Source organism: Jannaschia sp. L-14R, from assembly GCF_056857695.1.
On the sequence record NZ_JBSXNP010000010.1, the window covers coordinates 346,842 to 362,985 of the forward strand.

A 16,144-nucleotide genomic window follows, 5' to 3' on the forward strand; every position below is an offset into this window, starting at 1 on the left:
ACCGCCCGATGACCGACACGCTGCGCGGTGCTGCGCTGATGGTCGGGTCTATGGCCTGTTTCGCGCTGGAAGATGGGCTGATCAAGGCGCTGTCGGGCACTTTCCCGGCGGCTCAGATCATCTGGATGCTGGGACTCGGCGGATCGCTGGCCTTCGTCGGATGGCTGATCGCCACAGGTCAGACGGTCTGGTCGCCCCATTACCTGCGCCCGCAGGTTCTGTTGCGCTCGGGGTTCGAGGTGGCGGGCACGCTCTGTTTCGTATCGGCGCTGGCGCTGATCCCGCTGGCCACTGCCTCGGCTGTCATTCAGGCCACGCCTCTGGTCGTCGCGATGGGCGCTGCGGTGTTTCTGGGCGCGCGCGTCGGCTGGCGGCGCTGGCTGGCCATCGGTGTCGGATTTGCAGGCGTGCTGATCATCCTGCGCCCCGGCTCCTCCGCTTTCGACCCCGCAACCCTGTTGGCGGTGGGCGGCATGCTTGGCCTGGCGGCGCGCGATCTGGTAACACGGACAATGCCCGGCATCGTCTCTGGCGCGCGTCTGTCTCTGCACGCCTTCGCATCGCTGGTGCCCGCAGGCTTGCTGCTGCAGTTTTTGACCGGCGCGTCCTGGGTGATCCCGGATGCGGCGCAGATCGGCATCCTCGCCGTTGCCGTCGCCGTCGGCATGGTCGGCTACCTGGCGATCGTGGGGGCCACGCGATTGGGCGATATTTCAGTCGTCTCGTCGTTCCGCTACAGCCGGATGCTGTTCGCCCTGATCGTCGGCATTGTCGCCTTCGGCGAACGGCCCGATGCCCTGATGATCGTCGGCGTCGTGATCGTAATCGGGTCGGGTGTTTTCACCCTGCTGCGCGAAGCGAGGCTGCGGGCGGCTTCCCAAGCGTAACAGGGCGCGCTAGACCCTCGGCCAAGCACAATTCGCCCCGGAGGCCCCATGTTCACGATTACCGATATTCATGCCCGCGAAATCCTCGACAGCCGGGGCAATCCCACGGTCGAAGTCGATGTGTTCCTCGAAGACGGCACGATGGGCCGCGCGGCTGTGCCATCAGGCGCATCGACCGGGGCCTATGAAGCGGTGGAAAAGCGCGACGGCGACAAAAGCCGCTATGGTGGCAAGGGTGTGTTGGGCGCCGTGGATGCCGTAAACGGAGAAATCGCGGAGGTGATTGCCGGGTTCGATGCGACCGAACAGGAGGCCATCGACGGCGCGATGATCGAACTGGACGGCACCGACAACAAGGGCCGTCTGGGTGCGAACGCCATTCTGGGCGTGTCGATGGCCGTCGCCAAGGCGGCTGCGGATGCCAGCGCCCTGCCCCTGTTCCGATATGTCGGCGGCACCTCGGCGCGGGTTCTGCCGGTGCCGATGATGAACATCATCAACGGCGGCGAACATGCCGACAACCCGATCGACATTCAGGAATTCATGATCATGCCGGTCGCTGCGGCCAGCATCGCCGAGGCTGTCCGCATGGGGTCCGAAATCTTCCATACTCTCAAGGGGGAGCTGTCGGCGGCGGGCCTGTCGACCGGCATCGGCGACGAAGGCGGTTTTGCCCCCAATCTGTCGTCGACCCGCGATGCGCTGGATTTCATTCTCAAGTCCATTGAAAAGGCCGGTTACGCACCCGGTGAAGACATCATGCTGGCGCTGGATTGCGCGGCGACGGAATACTTCAAGGACGGTGCGTATCACCTTGCCGGGGAAGGAAAAACGCTCTCATCGGATGAGAACGTGTCGTATCTGGCGGAACTGGTCCGGGACTATCCGATCCTGTCGATCGAAGATGGCATGTCCGAGGACGACTGGGACGGCTGGATCGCCCTGACCGAGGAGTTGGGCGACAAGGTGCAACTGGTGGGCGACGACCTGTTCGTGACCAATCCTGCTCGACTGGCCGACGGCATCGAAAGGAAGGCTGCGAACTCGCTCTTGGTGAAGGTCAACCAGATCGGCACCCTTTCGGAAACGCTGGAGGCCGTATCGCTGGCCCATCGCAACCGCATGACCTGCGTCATGTCGCACCGTTCCGGCGAAACCGAGGACGCGACCATCGCCGATCTGGCGGTCGCCACAAACTGCGGTCAGATCAAGACCGGGTCGCTTGCGCGCTCGGACCGGCTGTCCAAATACAATCAGTTGATCCGGATCGAGGAAATGTTGGGCGAGACGGCCGTGTTCGCCGGTCGTTCGATCCTGCGCGGCTGATCCGGCGTATCGCGTCAAGGCCCGATCCGGTCCCCTTTGGCAGGCGTCATCACTATGGTCGGACTGCCGATGATCTTGACCGGGTTGATGTCGTCGGCGATGTCCCGTCCGTCTTGCGAAGGGCAGGCATCGCCACAACAATCTGCACCGGGCCTTGCACCCAGTGACAAGAACGGTGGAGAGCATGACGGCGGACGAGATCATCACCCGGCTGAACCTGTCGCCACACCCCGAAGGCGGATTTTACCGCCAAACCTTCGTCAGCGACGCACCCGCTGGCACCCGTCCCGCCGGAACCGCCATTCTGTTCCTGCTGCGTGATGGTGGCGGCAGCCACTGGCATCGTGTCGATGCGGACGAGCTGTGGTTCTGGCACGCCGGGGCGCCGCTGATCCTGTCGACGTCGGCAAATGACGCGGGACCAGCCACCGACCTGACCCTTGGTCCCGACATGGAAACCATGGCGTTTCAGGGCATGGTCCCAAAGCACCACTGGCAAGCCGCCCGCACCACGGGCGACTGGACACTGGTCAGTTGCACCGTAAGTCCCGGATTTCAATTCGAAGGCTTCACGCTGGCGCCATCCGATTTCGACATTCCCCACATGAAGAATGGGACCTAACGCCATGGATTTGCTTCAGATCGCGTCTCTTCTGCTGGTTCTGGCCGCGGCGTTCGGGGCGGTGAACTATCTGTTCCTGAAACTGCCCTCCGCCATCGGCATCCTGATCGTTGCCCTGGCGGCCAGTTTCGGAATCATGGTTCTCGACTGGTTCGCGCCGGGTCTGGGCATGGCCGATAACGTGCGCTCGGTCGTTCTGAACATCGAGTTCTCGGATGCCCTGCTGGAAGGCATGCTCGGCCTGCTGCTGTTCGCGGGCGCGCTGCATGTCAAGGTGTCCGACCTGAAACGCGAATGGGTGCTGGTGTTGCTTATGGCGACGGTTGGCGTCGGCCTGTCCACTGCAATCGCTGGCGTCGGTTTCAGCTGGATCACGGGCGCGCCCCTGCTGATCGCGCTGGTCTTCGGCGCGCTGATTTCGCCCACCGATCCGGTTGCGGTGCTGGGCGTGTTACGCGCGGCCAGCCTGCCCAGAACACTGGAAACCAAGATCGCGGGCGAGTCGCTGTTCAACGACGGCGTCGGCTATGTCGTGTTTCTCGTTCTGGTGGGCATCGCCTTCCCGTCGGGCGAGGTCCATGGCGCCGGCCTCTCGGCAGCCGCCGGTCTTTTCGTGCAAGAGGCTTTCGGCGGCGCCGCCCTTGGCGGCCTGCTGGGCTGGATCGCGTTCCGCATCATGCGTCGCATCGACGATCCTCCGCTGGAGGTTCTGATCACCCTTGCCCTGGCTTTTGGCGGCTATCAACTGGCGGTCTGGCTTGAAATATCGGCCCCGATCATGGCCGTGGTCGCGGGCCTGCTGATCGGGGATGTCGGCAGCAAATACGGCATGTCCGACGACACCCGCGCCCATGTCGATACGTTCTGGACGCTGGTGGACGAGATCCTGAACGCCGTTTTGTTCCTGTTGATCGGGGTCGAGGTCTTCGCCGTCGCCTTTGACGCCAGCTTTCTGATTGCCGGCATCGCCTCCATCGGCCTGCATCTGGTCGCCCGTTTTGCCGCCGTCGCCGTGCCGATTGCCCTGCTCAAGCCCTTTGGTCCGAACTTCGAGGACGGCATCACCCGCATCATGACCTGGGGTGGCCTCAAAGGCGGCATTTCGGTCGCGCTGGTGCTGGCCCTGCCGGAGAACGAATGGAAGCCGCTGATGCTGACCTGCACCTATATCGTGGTCCTGTTCTCGATCATCGTGCAGGGATTGACGGTGGCGCGGCTGGCGAAAAGACTCGGGGGCGAGCCGGAGTTGATGTAATGCCTCCCGCGACGAGACCGCCACTGGCCGATGGTTTTCGCGCCCCAGCACAGGATGTGCTGATCGAACGATTGCTCCAATGCTCGCCGGGCTTTCGTCTTGCGCATGGAACGGCGCTCAGGCCTCCAGCTCGGCGTCCCAATACAGATAATCCATCCATGACGCATGCAGGTGGTTCGGCGGGAACTTCCGCCCCAGATTCATCAACTGTCCGGCCTCGGGCCGGCGTGGCGGTTTGCGAAGATGGAATCCGACCTGTTTCAGTGATTTCGAACCCTTGCGCAGGTTGCATCGCCCGCAGGCCGCGACGACGTTTTCCCACGATGTGATCCCGCCCCGCGCGCGCGGCACGACATGGTCAAACGTCAGATCGCCCTTCGATCCGCAGTATTGGCAGGCGAATTCATCGCGCAGAAACAGGTTGAAACGGGTGAAGGCAACGCGGCGCTGCGGTGCGACGTAATCCTTCAGGACCACCACCGACGGAATGCGGATCGTGGTGGAGGGCGACCGCACCACCTCCTCGTATTCACTGACGATGGTGACACGGTCCAGAAACGCCGCTTTCACCGCGTCCTGCCAGGGCCAGAGCGACAGCGGGTAATAGGACAGCGGGCGATAATCCGCATTCAGAACCAGCGCCGGAAAATGCTTCAGGCCCGCCGGATCGCGAGAGAATTCAGTTCTGAAATCAGGCCCCGTCGCGGTCGAGGCGGCTTGCAACAAGGCGGACATCTCTCGCCCTCCACATCTGGGGGCGGCGCGTCCGTTGATCCGGGCGCGCGGCCCCTGTTGATTGCGACTATATCTGGGGACGATCCCCTGACAAGCCTCAAGATGCGGTCTGGCTAGACGGGCAATATGAATGTTTTCAGACGGTGGTCACTCAATCCCGAAGACATCGCGCAAAAAGGCCAGTGCGACCTGCAATCCGTCCGGCGCGATCCCGTGGCCGGTGCCCTTCATGACATGCGCATAGACCCGCTCGAATCCGGCGGCTTCCATCGCCTCTGCGGCTTCGGGAAGGGACTGGATCGGAACAACTTCATCCGAGTCACCATGCACCAGAAGGACGGGCGGGCGGCTGACGACCTCCTCCGACAGATCCTCGGGCTTGAGCATCCGGCCCGAGAAGCCGACGATCCCCGCAAAGGCATCGGCCCGGCGTGGCCCGACATGCAACGCCATCATCGTGCCCTGACTGAACCCGAACAGGACTGTCTGCGCCGCCGTCACGCCCTCGGCCTCCATGGTCGTGGCCAGCCAGTCGTTGAGGTCGTCGACGGCGCGGTCCATGCCCGCCATCGCCTCCTCCTCCGACGATCCGTCGATCCACGGGATCGGAAACCACTGATACCCCATCGGCGCACCGGCGCAGGCTTCGGGCGCGTCGGGGGCGATGAAGGCGGTGTCGGGCATATGCGGTGTCAGCGGATCGGCCAGACCCATCAGGTCCGCGGCATTCGCACCATACCCGTGCAGAAAGATCACAAGCCGCTTCGGCGCATCCGGCCCCCGGCGTTCGTGGCGCAGCGTCATCGGATGCCCTCCCGTTTCTTGGCCTCGGCGTAGTATGCCCAGAGCAGGCGGGCCGCAACCGCCCGCCACGGCGACCATTGTTCCGCGATGACACGCATTTCGCGTTCCTTGGGCCGTTCGGGCAGGTCCAACAGCATCCGCGCGGCTTCCTGAAGGGCCAGATCGTTCGGCGCAAAGACATCGGCATGACCAAGCGAGAACATCGCATAGATCTCGGCCGTCCAGCGTCCGATGCCGGGCACTTCGGTCAGCGTGGCGACGACCTGATCGGTTGGCGCGGTGCGGAGGGCGTCGAAGTCGATCCGCGCCTCGGCCAGTGCGCCGATATAGCGTATCTTCTGGCGCGAGAGACCGCAGGCGCGCATTTCCTCCTCCGTTGCCCGACGCGCGATCTCCGGGTCATGCAAGTCCGCCGCCTCGCAGCGCGCGACGATGGCATTGGCCGAAGCGACGCTGACCTGCTGGCTGACGATCGCGCCCAGAAGCGCGCGAAACCCGTCGGCCCGGCGGCGCAGCGGCAGCGGTCCGGTCAAATCGAGAGCTTCGGCAAGGCGCGGGTCGTGGGTCGCCAGCCATGCCGCGCCTTCCGCAATGTCAGCGTCGGTCTCGATCCGCCGAATGGTGTCGGACGAAGGCGATGGCGCGGTCGATGTCATGACTTTCCTCTCCGCCGGGGTCTTTCGGCCGGGCGATCATGTGGACGGCTAGCCCAAGATCGCGCGCCGCGTCCAGCTTGGCCCGCGCGCCGCCGGCATTCTTGCTGACCAGATGCGTGACACCCAGCAGGGCGAAAAGGGCGCGTTCACCATCCTCGGTGAAGGGGGGACGAGCAACGATCCACGTCACGCCGTCGCGCGTCGGGGCATGGTCGATACGGCGGCACCAGAGATGCAACCCACGCTGCAAAAACGGCACGAGCGATCCCGGACCCGTCGACAGGAACACGCGCGCGCCGGTCGGAATGGCATCGGCGGCGGCGGCGGTGGTGGCATGGACATGCCATGTCGGATCGTTCGGCCATGGCGGTTGTTGCAACCGCAGATAAGGCACGCCCATCTCGCGGCAGATGCGCACCGTCCGTTCGGTGACCCGCGCCGCAAACGGATGCGTCACGTCCAGAACCGCCGACACACCGTCAAGAGCGGCCCGAAACCCGGCCTCGCCACCGAACCCGCCGATCCGTGTCGGCACCTCCAGATCGCACGGCACCTCCGTCACGCCCGCCAGGGACGCAAGCACGTCGCAATCCGCGACAGCGGCGCAGACCCGCCGCGCCAGCCCCGTGCCGGCAAGGATCATCACCTTACCCATCGTGTGCCAGAATACGGCCTGCCCGGTCGATCACCACGATATCGACCTGTGCATCGATCATCGACATGACCTGTGCGCGCGCTCTGCCCGCCACGACCCCGGCCAGCGACGGCACCCGCTCCACCGCCTCCAGCGCGGTGTTGCACTCGGACAAATTCACCCCGGCCCAGTCCGACAAAAGCCCAAAATCCACCTGCGACCGACCGGAATGCAGGTCCATCGCCCCCTGCGCCAGCTTGGACAGCTTGCCGATTCCGCCTCCCACGGTGACCCGCGCGACGGGATGGCGGCGCAGATATTTCAGCATGCCTCCCGCGAAATCGCCCATATCCAGCATCGCGTGATCCGGCAGGCCATGCAGCGCCTGCACGACGCGTTCGCTGGTCGCCCCGGTACAACCCGCCACATGGTCCTGCCCGGACGCGATGGCCACGTCGATGCCCCGGTGAATCGAAGCGATCCAGGCCGCGCAACTGAACGGCCGCACGATACCCGTCGTGCCCAGGATCGATAGACCGCCTTCGATGCCCAACCGGGGGTTCCAAGTCTTGCCCGCCAGTTCTACGCCACCGACGACGGACACGGTGATCTCCACATCCGGCGCGCGGGCGTATTCCGCGGCCAGTTCGGCCACTACCTCGTCCATCATGGCGCGCGGCACCGGGTTGATCGCAGGCTCACCAACCGCAATCGGCAAGCCCGGTTTCGTCACGGTCCCGACGCCCTCGCCCGCTCGGAACACGATACCGCCCTTCGAGGCCGCGACCCGGACCCGGATTTCCGCGCCATGCGTCACATCGGGGTCGTCGCCCGCGTCCTTGATGACGCCTGCCTCATGACCGGCGACGTTCACGATCTCGAACGTCGGCGTCTCGCCCCTGGGCAGCGTGATCGTCACCCGGTCGGGCACCGTCCCGCCCCACATCCCGGTCAGCGCCGCCTTGCAGGCCGCCGTCGCACAGGCACCCGTGGTCCAGCCACGGCGAAGTTTGGGCGTCTCGTTCATTCCACCTCCATGCCATGCCGCCCCCGAAGCGCCAATGGTCGCGCGCCACCTTTCGCATGGGCCGGGGCGGGCATATAGAACGTCATGGACATGCAACTCCCCTCTCACGACTGGCCTGAACTGGCCCCCGGCTGGGTCTGGCTGTGCGGGGCCGGGCCCGGCGATCCGGGGTTGCTGACGCTGCATGCGGCGAATGCGCTGCGACAGGCGGACGTGATCGTCTATGATGCGCTGGTCCACGAAGGTATCCTCGACTGGGCCGCCGCCGGGGCCGAGAAGGTCTATGCCGGAAAACGTGGCGGCAAACCGTCCGCCAATCAGCGCGACATTTCCCTGCACCTGGTAGAGCTGGCCCGCGCGGGCAAACGCGTCCTGCGGCTCAAGGGGGGTGACCCTTTCGTCTTCGGGCGGGGCGGCGAGGAAGCGCAGACGCTGGTGCAGCACGGCATCCCGATCCGCATCGTGCCGGGCATCACGGCGGGCATCGCCGGGCTGGCCTATGCGGGCATTCCGGTCACCCACCGCGACGTGAACCAGTCGGTCACCTTCGTCACCGGCCACGATCGGGCGGGTGCGGCCCCCACGGCGCTGGACTGGGCCGGATTGGCGCGGGGCAGCCAGGTCATCGTCATCTACATGGGCATCAAGCATATCGGTGAAATTGCCGCCAGACTGATCGCCGCGGGCCGCTCCCAGTCCGAGCCGGTCGCCGTCACCACGACGGCTACACTGGCCGCTCAGCGGACCATCGAAACCACGCTTGCGGACGTCGAAGCCGATATTGCCGCCGCCGGACTGGAGCCGCCCGCCATCATCTGCATCGGCATGGCGGTCGCGCTGCGACAGGCTCTCGACTGGCAGGCTCAGGCACGGGGCGAGGCGCCGCGTAACCTCGACCCCCTCGACCTCAGACGACCTGTCGAGACCGGATGATGCTTTTGTCTTTGCTCTATAAATATTCATATCCCGCAGGACGATGCCGGGCCTGATCCTTGCCGCCCCCGCATCGGGCAGCGGCAAGACCACCGTCACGCTGGGCCTGCTGCGCGCGTTGCGCGACCGCGGCATCGCGGTCCGGGGGGCGAAATCCGGCCCCGATTACATCGACCCGCGATTTCACGAGGCCGCCTCCGGTGCGTCCTGCCCCAACCTGGACGCCTGGGCAATGGACCCGGCAATGATCGCGGGGCTGGCCGCAACGCCCGACCTTCTGCTGATCGAAGGCGCGATGGGCCTGTTCGACGGCGCCCCTCCCGACGGGCGCGGTGCGGTCGCCGATCTGGCGCGACAGTTGCACCTGCCGGTGGTGCTGATCGTCGATGCGGCCCGCATGGCGCAATCGATCGCGCCACTGGTCGCCGGGTTCGCGGATCACGACCCGGCAGTGAACGTCGCGGCCGTCATCCTCAACCGCATCGGCAGCCCGCGTCATGAAGCCATGCTGCGCGCCGCCTGTCCCCTGCCGGTTCTGGGGGCAGTTCCCCGCGATGCCGCGCTGGCGACACCCTCCCGACATCTGGGGCTGGTGCAGGCCGGGGAACATCCCGCACTGGAGACATTTCTGACGCAGGCCGCCCGCATCATGGCGGACCGCATCGATCTCGACGCGCTGATCGGTCTTGCCGCACCTCTGAAGGGTGCGGACCACAGCCCTCTGCCGCCCCCCGCGCAGCGTATCGCCGTCGCCCGCGACGCGGCTTTCGCCTTCGTCTATCCGCACCTGCTGAGCGGCTGGCAGGCCGCCGGGGCGGAGATCGCGACGTTTTCACCCCTCGCTGACGACCCTGCACCGGACGCAGATCTGGTCTATCTGCCCGGTGGGTATCCTGAACTTCATGCCGGACGGCTGGCCGCGAATACGACGTTCCTTGCTTCGCTACGGGACCGGGAGGTCTATGGTGAATGCGGCGGCTATATGGTGATGGGAGAGACGCTGACCGACGCCGCGGGCCAGCGCCATGCCATGGCAGGTCTTCTGCGGTTGCAGACCAGCTTTGCCGAGCGTCGCCTTCATCTGGGGTATCGCCGATTGCAGGCGAACCACGGCCCCTTTGCCGGAAACTGGCGCGGTCACGAATTCCATTATGCCACGACCCTGCGCGCCGAAGGCGACGCGCTGTTCACGGCACAAGACGCCGAAGGCACAGCCCTGCCAGCTGCGGGTCTGCGCGCCGGTCGGGCCAGCGGCTCTTTCGCTCATCTCATCGCGCCCGCACAGGTCTGATCCCCCCTGACGCACCGTCTGGATACAATCCCGCGCTGGCCCCCCGCCCGACCGGCGCGTAGGTATGATCCATGACGACAGCTTCCCTGGACATCCTGCAAGACGACTCACGCGCCAAGCGCAATGTCCTCGTCCTCGTCGCGGCACAGGCGCTGCTGGGCGCGCAACTGCCGATGAACTTCATCGCGGGCGGACTGGCCGGTCTCGCTCTGGCCCCCACCCCCCTGCTCGCCACGCTGCCGATCAGCCTGATCGTCTTCGGCTCGATGACCACGGCGCCGTGGATCAGCCCGCTGATGCAGGCGCGTGGGCGCCGGTTCGGCTTTGTGCTGGGCGCGCTGGCCGGGGCCGCCGGGGCCGGGCTTGCGGTGCTGGGCCTGACGCTGGGCAGCTTCGCGATCTTTCTTGCCGGGGCTTATCTGACCGGCATCTACATGAGCACTCTGGGCTTCTACCGCTTCGCTGCGACCGACACCGCCTCCGACGCATTCCGGCCCAAGGCGATCAGCTATGTCATGGCAGGCGGATTGTTGTCGGCGCTGCTCGGGCCGCAGATTGTCAAGCTGACGGCGGACGCGACCATCATCCCCTTCGTGGTCAGCTATGCCACCGTTGCCGCGATCAATCTGATCGGGTTGTGGCTGTTTTTCCTGCTGGATATTCCGACGCCTGCCAAACCGGCACTTGACGCGGCGCGCGGGCGGACACGGGGCGAATTGCTGCGCTCGCCCGCCATCGTCGTGTCGATCATCTGCGCGATGGTGGCCTATGCGCTGATGAACCTGGTGATGACCTCGACCCCGCTGGCGGTGGTCGGCTCCGGGTTCAGCACAGGCAATGCTGCCGACATCGTCTCGGCCCACGTGATCGCTATGTATGCGCCCAGCTTCTTCACCGGCCATCTGATCGCACGGTTCGGGGTGACCCGTATCGTGTCGGCGGGGCTGATCCTGCTGGCCGCCGCCGGGACGGTGGGCTTGTCCGGCGTGACCCTGCCGCATTTCTACGGCACGCTGATCCTTCTGGGGTTGGGCTGGAACTTCGGTTTCATCGGCGCGACAACCATGCTGACCGCCAGTCATTCGCCCGAGGAACGCGGCACGGTTCAGGGGATGAACGACGCGCTGGTCTTCGGCCTCGTGACGCTGGCGTCGCTGTCATCGGGCGGATTGATGAGTTCCTCCGCCGATGCCGTCAGCGGCTGGTCGGCAGTGCACTACGCGATGGTGCCGTTCCTGATGCTGGCGGGCGGTGCGCTGATCTGGCTGCGGATGACGCGCGACCGGACGGCCTAGCCGCCCGGCGGCGCGACATGTCCGGATCGCAGGCCCGAGGTCGGGCGTGGTTCCGGCCAAGGTGTCTCCGGCCAGGAAAAAGGGCGACCCGAAAGCCGCCCCGATCCGATCCTCAGCTGCGCCCTTTCCAGGGCACCAGCCAGTCCTCGGCCTTGCGCATCAGGATATCGATGCTGAACCCGATGACACCGATCAGGATGATGCCCATGACCACGATATAGGTCTGCTGGAACTTGGACGCCGTGGTGATCATCATGCCCGCACCGACATTCGCGGCCACCAGCTCGGCGGCGACCACCGTGCCCCAGCAGACCCCCATCGCAACCCGCGCCGCCGTAAAGATTTCCGGCAGGGAATTCGGGATGATGACGTGCCGCAGGATCTGCCATTTCGATGCCCCCAGCGAATAGGCCGCGTGCACCTTGCTGATGTTCACGCCCGACACCCCTGCCCGCGCACCGATCGCCATGATCCAGAGCGCGGCCAGGAACAGAAGGACGACCTTGCCGGTCTCGTTGATGCCGAACCAGATGATGACCAGAGGGATCAGCGCCAGCGGCGGCACCGGGCGCATGAACTCGACGATAGGGTCGAACCAGCCCCGGAACCAGTTCGACAGGCCCATCGCGTATCCCAATGGAATGCCCACGATCGCGCCCAGCACGAACCCGGCCAGCACCCGGAACAGAGACCAGCCCAGATGCTCCAGCAGGGTAAAGTTGCGATAGCCGTCCCGTGAGACTTCGATCAGCGCCTCGACCACCCGTTCGGGCGACGGTAGATAGAGCGGCTGCATCTGGAAGCCCCGGTCGGGTACGAAGTTCATGCCGCCCCTTGCGTTCATCGAAATGCGGCCGTTGTCCGTCTGGACCGCTTGGTTGGCATCGATGGGTTCGCCATTGATCGCGATGATCATATAGCCTTCCTCATCTCCGCCGATGTCATTGGCTGTCATAGGGATGATCTTGGAGCGGTACAGCCCGATCCGCGCGACATCGTTCTTGGCGAATCCGTCGCCCGGCTCGACCACCGGATCGTCGACGGCGGCGCCCACTTCGTGGACCCGCACGGTGACGGTCGCATCGTCGGTCGCACCGGCCGCGTTCTGCGCCGTATAGGTGAACGTCGTGTCCCCTTGAAACGGTCCCGGCACATGGATCGGCGACAGCTTGGAGCCGGTGAACGCCCCCCAGATCAGGAACAGCACCACCACCGAGATGACCGAGGCCCAGCGGTTGGGCCGTACGGCGGTTTCGTCGCCGAAGGTCACCGTCTTGAGCGAGGTGAAATCCTTGCGCCTCGTGCGGGCGGTGATGGCATTTACCAACAGCATCGAGATGACGAAGAGAGCGGCATAGACCGCGATGATCAAAAATCCGGTCATATCAGGCGTCCTCCGTCCGGCCCATGATTTCCTCTTCCATTTCCCAGATCATGGAGAGGATCTCTTCGCGCCTTTGCCCGAATTCGGGATGTTTCTTCACTTCGCGAAGGTCCTGCGCAACGCCCATTTCCGCGAACGGCAGGCGATATTCCTTGTGGATGCGACCCGGTCTCGGGGCCATGACCAGCAGGCGCTCGCCCAGAAGCAGCGCCTCCTCGACCGAGTGGGTGATCAGGATGATCGTCTTGCCGGTCTCTTTCCACAGCTTCAGGACAAGGCCCTGCATCTTCTCGCGGGTCAACGCGTCCAGTGCGCCCAGCGGCTCGTCCATCAGGATGACATCGGGATCGTTCGCAAGGCAGCGGGCCAGGGCCACGCGCTGCTGCATCCCGCCCGACAATTCATAGATCGCCTTGTCCTTGAAGTCCTTCAGGCCGGTGATTTCCAGCAGCCGGTCGGCACTTTCCCGACGCTCGGCCACGGGCGTGCCGCGCATGCGCGGACCGAACTCCACGTTCTCGCGCACGTTCATCCACTCGAACAGGGCACCTTGCTGAAACACCATTCCACGCTCGGCGTCGGGGCCTTTGACCTCGTGGCCGTTCAGGATGACCTTGCCATCGGTCGGGGCCAGAAACCCCGCCACGATATTCAGAAGCGTGGTCTTGCCGCATCCCGATGGCCCCAGCACGCTCATCAATTCGCCGCTTTGCAGGTTGAGCGATACATCCTCAAGCGCCTGAACATAGGACCCGTTGGGCAGGTCGAAGCGCATGGAAAGGTTCTCTATCGACAATCCGTTCATTCGTCGTCCCCCGTTCCGGGCCGCTCTGTGGGGCCCTTTGTCGTGTCCGGGGGCGGCAACGCAAGGCCGCCCCCGAAGGCGTTTTACATGCTGCTTGCGTCGGTCAGCGGACCGGTGTTGACCGTATCCTCATAGCTGTCCAGCGCGGCGGGGATGGAGCCAGCCTCAACGAAGACGTCGGCAACACCCTTCATGAAGGTCGCCGCGTTCCCGCCAAGCCAGGCTTCGGAAAGCTGCTGCTCGATGGTCGGGAAGGTGAAGCCGGTAAGATCGCTGCGCGTGGTTTCCAGTTCCTGACCGGACTCGCTGGCGATGGACTGCAGCATCTCCTCAGATTGGTTGGCGGCCCACTCGGCATTGGCATCCGCCGTCACCTTGACGAACTTGGCCGCCATTTCTGGGTTCTCTGCAATGAACTCGGCAGGGGCGGAGGTCACGTCGAACACCAGAATGCCCAGCTCTTCCTTTTCGGCACCGGTCAGCAGGACGTTGCCCGATTCCTTCATCCGCGAAAGGCCACCGCCGTACCCGCAGGCGAAGTCCACATCGCCCTGCGCCAAGGCAGCGGAACCGGTCGGGGGATCCATGTCAACAATATCGAGCGTCGAAATATCGACGCCGAAGTAGTCCATCTGCCGAAGGAAACCATAGTGCGCGGCGGTGCCCAACGGGACGGCAACTTTCTTACCTGCCAGGTCGCCGGCATTGTCCTTGGTGATCTGCAGGTCCGAGCGTACGACGCAGTTATCGTTCTCCGAGTAGGACACTGCGACGTCGATGATCTGCAGGTTCTGTCCAGCGGAGACTGCGACGACGAAGGGAGGAACACCTTGGCTGACAGACATCTGCACATCGCCGGAAGCCATGGCGGCGCTCATCGCGGTGCCGGTCTCGAAGCTGACCCATTTGACCGGAACGCCCAGTGCCTCGTCATAGGAACCGTCGGCCTTGGCCGCCAGCATCGGCATCGGCCATTCCAGGAAATAACCGACCGTGATCTCGTCGAGATGGGCGTCGGCCATGGCGGCCTGACCGGACATCAGCGCGGCGGCTGCGGTCATGGTGGCGAGAGTGAATTTTTTCATTGTAGTACTCCGAGTTGTTGACGGCGCGGTTCGTCCGCCCCTTCGTTGACCCACCCTGTCAGGCGGGATCCGTATTGGGTATCGACCGGGACCCGGCGGCGGCACCGGTCCTGCGACCCATTTCCAGTTGGTCGCGGATTCGCAGATAACACAAGGCCAAGGGCGACCCTGCGGACTGGATTTCGCGAAAAGCATAAGGTTTCATCGGCGTGATCGGGAAAACGAGGCTGTCAGCAGGCGCGCCCAGCGTCCGCCGCGCCATCTCGCGCCCCATCAGATGCGACATCGCAACGCCGCGTCCGTTGTAACCCAAACCGGCGATTACGCCCGGCTGGGGTTCGTGCATATGAGGAACGCGGTCCTGCGTCAGCGCGATCTGCCCGCCCCAGCGATATTTCCATGTCACGCCGCGCAGCGCCGGGAACAGACGCGGCACGTCCTGCAACATCCACGAAAACCCGCGCCGTCCCATGCCCGGAAGCGTATAGCCGATGCCACCGAAGATGAACTGGCCACCGGGCTCGCGCCGCGAATACATGATCAGACGGCGGGTGTCGGAAATCGTATGCCCCTCGGGCAGCAGCTCGGCCAGCACGTCGTCAGGCAGAGGCTCCGTCGCGATCTGGATCGAGGTGAAAGGCAGGATCGTGCGTCGCAACCCCGGCTGCGTCCCGTCGGTATACCCGTTGGTGGCCAGCACCACCTGACTGGCCCGCACACGGTGCGCGCCCACCGAAACCGTCCAGATGCCGTCGGCGCGGGTCATACCGGTCACGCGGCTCTGCGTCGCGATGCGCGCTCCTGCACGGGCTGCGGCGCGGGCCAGACCGCGCACCAGCGACAGCGGCTGCACCGCGCCGCCCTTCGGCGCCATGACCGCGCCGAGATAGCCGTGCGCGCCGGTCTTGCGGCGCGTCTCCCCGGCGCCCATGAATTCGAACCCGGCCCCGAAAGAATTCCACAGCCCCGCATTGTACCGCGCGACCCTGGCGGCAGACGCACAATGTTCCGCCCGGATCCAGCCGTGCTGCCGCGCCTCGCAGTCGATGTTTTCAGTGCGGATCAGCTCGAACAGATCGTCCGCCGATGCCAGGGACGCCGCTGTCATTCGCTCGAAATAGGTATCGCCGACGGCATCACGCAGATATTCGGGCTTTGCCACGGGCAGCATCGGGTTTACCTGGCCGCCGCTGCGACCGGAGGCACCCTGCCCGATCTGCCCGCCTTCGATAACCTGAACGTCCGTCCCGGCATGAGCCAGATCCAGCGCAGTCCGCAGTCCGGTAAAGCCTCCGCCGATCACGACCACGTCACAGGTCACGTCCCCTGCAATCGGATCGTAATGATCCACCGGGGTGCCAGTAACTGTCCAAAAGGCGGTTTTGGTTACCATTCTCTCCCTCTC

At 64.9% G+C, this 16,144-nt stretch carries 16 protein-coding genes; 7 read left to right on the plus strand and 9 right to left on the minus strand.

What is annotated here, in order from left to right:
- Positions 1-8 precede the first annotated feature (8 nt).
- The 4 genes from AC13C2_RS10055 to AC13C2_RS10070 all read left to right on the plus strand — a co-directional run bounded on the left by AC13C2_RS10055 (position 9) and on the right by AC13C2_RS10070 (position 4,090).
- Entirely contained in the window at positions 9-887 is an 879-nt protein-coding gene (locus tag AC13C2_RS10055; RefSeq protein WP_482886730.1) for a DMT family transporter, read from the plus strand.
- Between the two features lie 48 nt (positions 888-935).
- Positions 936-2,213: a phosphopyruvate hydratase gene (gene eno / locus AC13C2_RS10060; protein ID WP_482886731.1), complete on the plus strand. Its 1,278-nt coding sequence runs from the start codon at positions 936-938 to the stop codon at positions 2,211-2,213.
- Positions 2,214-2,397: 184 nt separating this feature from the next.
- Complete coding sequence (locus AC13C2_RS10065; RefSeq protein ID WP_482887008.1) at positions 2,398-2,835, plus strand: cupin domain-containing protein; 438 nt, start codon at positions 2,398-2,400, stop codon at positions 2,833-2,835.
- A gap of 4 nt (positions 2,836-2,839) precedes the next feature.
- Entirely contained in the window at positions 2,840-4,090 is a 1,251-nt protein-coding gene (locus AC13C2_RS10070; RefSeq protein ID WP_482886732.1) for a cation:proton antiporter, read from the plus strand.
- Between the two features lie 117 nt (positions 4,091-4,207).
- Here AC13C2_RS10070 and AC13C2_RS10075 read toward each other — a convergent pair whose 3' ends face one another.
- From AC13C2_RS10075 to AC13C2_RS10095, 5 genes are all read right to left on the minus strand, one after another.
- Positions 4,208-4,825 (minus strand): HNH endonuclease, encoded by a 618-nt coding sequence (locus AC13C2_RS10075; RefSeq protein WP_092761501.1) that lies wholly within the window; start codon positions 4,823-4,825, stop codon positions 4,208-4,210.
- A gap of 147 nt (positions 4,826-4,972) precedes the next feature.
- Positions 4,973-5,629 (minus strand): alpha/beta hydrolase, encoded by a 657-nt coding sequence (locus AC13C2_RS10080; RefSeq protein WP_092761502.1) that lies wholly within the window; start codon positions 5,627-5,629, stop codon positions 4,973-4,975.
- Positions 5,626-6,285 carry a DNA-3-methyladenine glycosylase family protein gene (locus AC13C2_RS10085; protein WP_482886733.1) on the minus strand — a complete coding sequence of 220 codons (660 nt, stop codon included), beginning with the start codon at positions 6,283-6,285 and terminating at the stop codon, positions 5,626-5,628. Before AC13C2_RS10085 ends, AC13C2_RS10080 begins: the two co-directional genes overlap by 4 nt.
- A complete protein-coding gene (locus AC13C2_RS10090; protein WP_482886734.1) occupies positions 6,224-6,928 on the minus strand; it encodes a precorrin-6A/cobalt-precorrin-6A reductase in 705 nt (234 codons plus the stop codon). Before AC13C2_RS10090 ends, AC13C2_RS10085 begins: the two co-directional genes overlap by 62 nt.
- A 4-nt stretch (positions 6,929-6,932) precedes the next feature.
- Positions 6,933-7,946, minus strand: coding sequence for a cobalt-precorrin-5B (C(1))-methyltransferase (locus AC13C2_RS10095; RefSeq protein WP_482886735.1), 1,014 nt, complete (start codon positions 7,944-7,946; stop codon positions 6,933-6,935).
- Positions 7,947-8,030: 84 nt separating this feature from the next.
- Here AC13C2_RS10095 and cobA point away from each other — a divergent pair, with 84 nt between their 5' ends.
- From cobA to AC13C2_RS10110, 3 genes are all read left to right on the plus strand, one after another.
- Positions 8,031-8,879 carry a uroporphyrinogen-III C-methyltransferase gene (gene cobA, locus AC13C2_RS10100; RefSeq protein WP_092761510.1) on the plus strand — a complete coding sequence of 283 codons (849 nt, stop codon included), beginning with the start codon at positions 8,031-8,033 and terminating at the stop codon, positions 8,877-8,879.
- 43 nt (positions 8,880-8,922) lie between these two features.
- The gene (locus tag AC13C2_RS10105; protein WP_482886736.1) at positions 8,923-10,170 is read left to right on the plus strand and encodes a cobyrinic acid a,c-diamide synthase CobB; all 1,248 of its coding nucleotides are present in this window, start codon (positions 8,923-8,925) and stop codon (positions 10,168-10,170) included.
- Positions 10,171-10,241: 71 nt separating this feature from the next.
- Positions 10,242-11,465: an MFS transporter gene (locus AC13C2_RS10110; protein ID WP_482886737.1), complete on the plus strand. Its 1,224-nt coding sequence runs from the start codon at positions 10,242-10,244 to the stop codon at positions 11,463-11,465.
- Positions 11,466-11,577: 112 nt separating this feature from the next.
- On the opposite strand, the gene AC13C2_RS10115 is transcribed toward AC13C2_RS10110, so the two are convergent.
- The 4 genes from AC13C2_RS10115 to AC13C2_RS10130 all read right to left on the minus strand — a co-directional run bounded on the left by AC13C2_RS10115 (position 11,578) and on the right by AC13C2_RS10130 (position 16,132).
- Complete coding sequence (locus AC13C2_RS10115) at positions 11,578-12,849, minus strand: ABC transporter permease subunit (RefSeq protein WP_474521909.1); 1,272 nt, start codon at positions 12,847-12,849, stop codon at positions 11,578-11,580.
- Between the two features lies 1 nt (position 12,850).
- Positions 12,851-13,654 (minus strand): taurine ABC transporter ATP-binding protein, encoded by an 804-nt coding sequence (locus AC13C2_RS10120; protein WP_092761518.1) that lies wholly within the window; start codon positions 13,652-13,654, stop codon positions 12,851-12,853.
- A gap of 83 nt (positions 13,655-13,737) precedes the next feature.
- Positions 13,738-14,715 carry a taurine ABC transporter substrate-binding protein gene (locus tag AC13C2_RS10125; RefSeq protein ID WP_482886738.1) on the minus strand — a complete coding sequence of 326 codons (978 nt, stop codon included), beginning with the start codon at positions 14,713-14,715 and terminating at the stop codon, positions 13,738-13,740.
- A gap of 82 nt (positions 14,716-14,797) precedes the next feature.
- Positions 14,798-16,132 carry an NAD(P)/FAD-dependent oxidoreductase gene (locus AC13C2_RS10130; RefSeq protein WP_482886739.1) on the minus strand — a complete coding sequence of 445 codons (1,335 nt, stop codon included), beginning with the start codon at positions 16,130-16,132 and terminating at the stop codon, positions 14,798-14,800.
- Between the last annotated feature and the right edge of the window lie 12 nt (positions 16,133-16,144).

Excerpts from the sequence above, each read along its gene's own strand:
- AC13C2_RS10130 (WP_482886739.1), bottom strand. The coding sequence starts at position 16,132 with ATGGTAACCAAAACCGCCTTTTGGACAGTTACTGGCACCCCGGTGGAT.
- AC13C2_RS10095 (WP_482886735.1), bottom strand. The coding sequence starts at position 7,946 with ATGAACGAGACGCCCAAACTTCGCCGTGGCTGGACCACGGGTGCCTGT.
- AC13C2_RS10055 (WP_482886730.1), top strand. The coding sequence starts at position 9 with ATGACCGACACGCTGCGCGGTGCTGCGCTGATGGTCGGGTCTATGGCC.
- AC13C2_RS10105 (WP_482886736.1), top strand. The coding sequence starts at position 8,923 with ATGCCGGGCCTGATCCTTGCCGCCCCCGCATCGGGCAGCGGCAAGACC.
- eno (WP_482886731.1), top strand. The coding sequence starts at position 936 with ATGTTCACGATTACCGATATTCATGCCCGCGAAATCCTCGACAGCCGG.
- AC13C2_RS10065 (WP_482887008.1), top strand. The coding sequence starts at position 2,398 with ATGACGGCGGACGAGATCATCACCCGGCTGAACCTGTCGCCACACCCC.
- cobA (WP_092761510.1), top strand. The coding sequence starts at position 8,031 with ATGGACATGCAACTCCCCTCTCACGACTGGCCTGAACTGGCCCCCGGC.
- AC13C2_RS10110 (WP_482886737.1), top strand. The coding sequence starts at position 10,242 with ATGACGACAGCTTCCCTGGACATCCTGCAAGACGACTCACGCGCCAAG.
- AC13C2_RS10120 (WP_092761518.1), bottom strand. The coding sequence starts at position 13,654 with ATGAACGGATTGTCGATAGAGAACCTTTCCATGCGCTTCGACCTGCCC.
- AC13C2_RS10080 (WP_092761502.1), bottom strand. The coding sequence starts at position 5,629 with ATGACGCTGCGCCACGAACGCCGGGGGCCGGATGCGCCGAAGCGGCTT.
- AC13C2_RS10085 (WP_482886733.1), bottom strand. The coding sequence starts at position 6,285 with ATGACATCGACCGCGCCATCGCCTTCGTCCGACACCATTCGGCGGATC.
- AC13C2_RS10090 (WP_482886734.1), bottom strand. The coding sequence starts at position 6,928 with ATGATCCTTGCCGGCACGGGGCTGGCGCGGCGGGTCTGCGCCGCTGTC.
- AC13C2_RS10125 (WP_482886738.1), bottom strand. The coding sequence starts at position 14,715 with ATGACCGCAGCCGCCGCGCTGATGTCCGGTCAGGCCGCCATGGCCGAC.
- AC13C2_RS10070 (WP_482886732.1), top strand. The coding sequence starts at position 2,840 with ATGGATTTGCTTCAGATCGCGTCTCTTCTGCTGGTTCTGGCCGCGGCG.
- AC13C2_RS10075 (WP_092761501.1), bottom strand. The coding sequence starts at position 4,825 with ATGTCCGCCTTGTTGCAAGCCGCCTCGACCGCGACGGGGCCTGATTTC.
- AC13C2_RS10115 (WP_474521909.1), bottom strand. The coding sequence starts at position 12,849 with ATGACCGGATTTTTGATCATCGCGGTCTATGCCGCTCTCTTCGTCATC.